Annotated in this window: 4 protein-coding genes; all 4 read right to left on the bottom strand. The window is 46.2% G+C overall.

The features are described 5' to 3' along the window. The coding region (locus NYE69_RS33880; protein ID WP_445744855.1) for a DUF7210 family protein at positions 1 to 148 on the bottom strand (148 nt) is incomplete at its 3' end. 45 nt (positions 149 to 193) lie between these two features. Then, positions 194 to 1,243: a major capsid protein gene (locus tag NYE69_RS33410; RefSeq protein ID WP_340930718.1), complete on the bottom strand. Its 1,050-nt coding sequence runs from the start codon at positions 1,241 to 1,243 to the stop codon at positions 194 to 196. A 14-nt stretch (positions 1,244 to 1,257) separates the two neighbouring features. Next, a complete protein-coding gene (locus NYE69_RS33415; RefSeq protein WP_340930720.1) occupies positions 1,258 to 1,617 on the bottom strand; it encodes a hypothetical protein in 360 nt (119 codons plus the stop codon). Between the two features lie 5 nt (positions 1,618 to 1,622). Next, on the bottom strand, positions 1,623 to 1,994 hold a 372-nt coding region (locus tag NYE69_RS33420), incomplete at its 5' end, for a phage scaffolding protein (RefSeq protein ID WP_445744854.1).

A 1,994-nucleotide genomic window follows, 5' to 3' on the forward strand; every position in this document is an offset into this window, starting at 1 on the left:
CTTTTACAAATGCCTCTCTGTCCTTTTCGTCAATTTCGATTTCTTCACCAATTTTATACCGCTGCTCCTTGTACTTGATGTTCTTAAGCAACGTCACTTTGTTGGCTTTAGGTTTCCTTGTTTGTTTTTCTTCTTTTACTTCTTCCATCTTTCAAACACCTCCAAAATAAATCAGGAGAGGTTTTCCCTCTCCTTAACCTGCTACCTTAGCGACGAAAATAGTATCGATCGTTTCAAACGATGGCAGGCAAATTTGGCTGACGATAGTCTCCACGTTAACCGGATGAGGCTCCTTCACGGTCGTGATCGCAACACCAGTGTTTACAATTTGCACCTCTGCCACCGTTCCGCCACTCATAAGGTCAGCCTCTTCCGGCGTTGTCCCGTAATACAGGTTGCCAAGGTTACCATCAGGAATAAGCGTAAACACATCGTCCGGGAAGAACAATTGAGCAGCGCCGCCAACTTCAAGGGCAAACTTCTTGTTGTATACTGCTACCGTAATGCCAAGCTTGCTCATCAGGTATTGTTGCAACATAGAGTCCGTCAGAATGATGTTTTGACCACCTGCCGGGTTCATGTCCAAACGAATCGTTTTGTTTGCCAAGAGATAATTCCAGGTCTTGCGCGTGCAGATAGCACGAGCAGGGCGAACGCCGGTATCATCCTCTACGGTATCCTGCCACGTGCGGATGTCGTCTACCGGATTAGAGTCAGGATCGCTCCATTGGGCTGTACCGGCAAGAGTTTCTTGGTGGGATGCAGGCATCTTATAGTCGTAATCATAATCCTGTCGGTTGGCGGTGATCGAAATTTTTCCACCAGAAAGAAGCTGCATGATCATCCTTTCAGAGATGACCCGCGCACCATTGACTAGGTTCGTCGCATCGTCATAAACACGGTTAATAACAGGCATCAAATATTGAGAATTTGTCGAAGCCATCAACCGCAGAATGTCCTGGCGTTCTTCTTCGCCGACCCGCATTGCCTCACGGAAGAATGGCATTTTCGTATCAATTTTGTTCAGTCCGATACGATCCCGCAGCGTTGCTTTTGCATCAAATTCAGATGGTTTAAGTGAAACAGGCAATCCGTTAAACCCTTTGATCCAACTCAAGTCCAGGCCAAGTTGCTTTTTAGCTGGGAACAACGTTTCCCCAAGGTAAGGGATCAAGTTAGAACCGTTACTTTCATAGTAGGTTGCAATATTTTTCGCATTGATAAGGTCAAAAATAGTAGCCATTAAATTTCTCTCCTTTACTTAATGAATGTGATTTGCTTGAGTGCAGCAATTGCGTCCGCTGTCGGCGCTGCCGGAAGTTTATTCAGATCAATAAAACCGTGGATGATTGCGGCCCCTGGAGCCGGTCCATAGGTTACATCCGTGTCGTTAAACAAAACACCTTCCGACGTTGCCCCGTTAGCAGGCACGGCCTTTTGGGTATCGTCAGCGATAAATCCGCCCCCAAGAATCGTCCCCGCAGGCACAATCTTTCTGCCGTTTGCATCCGGTGTTACACCAGCATCATCTACCGTCACGGCCAAGGCCACATAATGATCGGGAAACTTAAGGATTTGCTTGGGTGTGCCGTAAGTTGTTTCAACAAATTTACTCATGCTCTTTAACCTCCAAAGTATTGTTTTTGTGCTTCTTGCATTTTGTCGCTAGATTGTTTGTTTTGTGCCGCTAATTGCTTGCCAAACTCGCCCGATTTATCACTGCTACCGCCGCCTGTATCGCCATTGAATGGCTTGAATCCTGTGAAGTGCGGCTCGTTCGGCTTTTCAGGCACAAAATAAAAACCCTTGCTTTCTCGCAAGGATTTTTCTTGGTCGTCATATCCACCTTTGATGTTGCCGTGTTCATCTAGTTCGATCTTTGTTGTGTCAAACTGATTCAGCACATCATCGAGTGCGGTCTCATGTACTTTTCCGGCGAGTTTGAGTTTGAGCGCCGTTTTAAGTTGCAATTCCTTGACCTCTTTTTGATACTT

Origin of the sequence: Paenibacillus sp. FSL R5-0527 (assembly GCF_038008055.1) — a bacterium.
GTDB classification, from domain to species: domain Bacteria; phylum Bacillota; class Bacilli; order Paenibacillales; family Paenibacillaceae; genus Fontibacillus; species Fontibacillus macerans.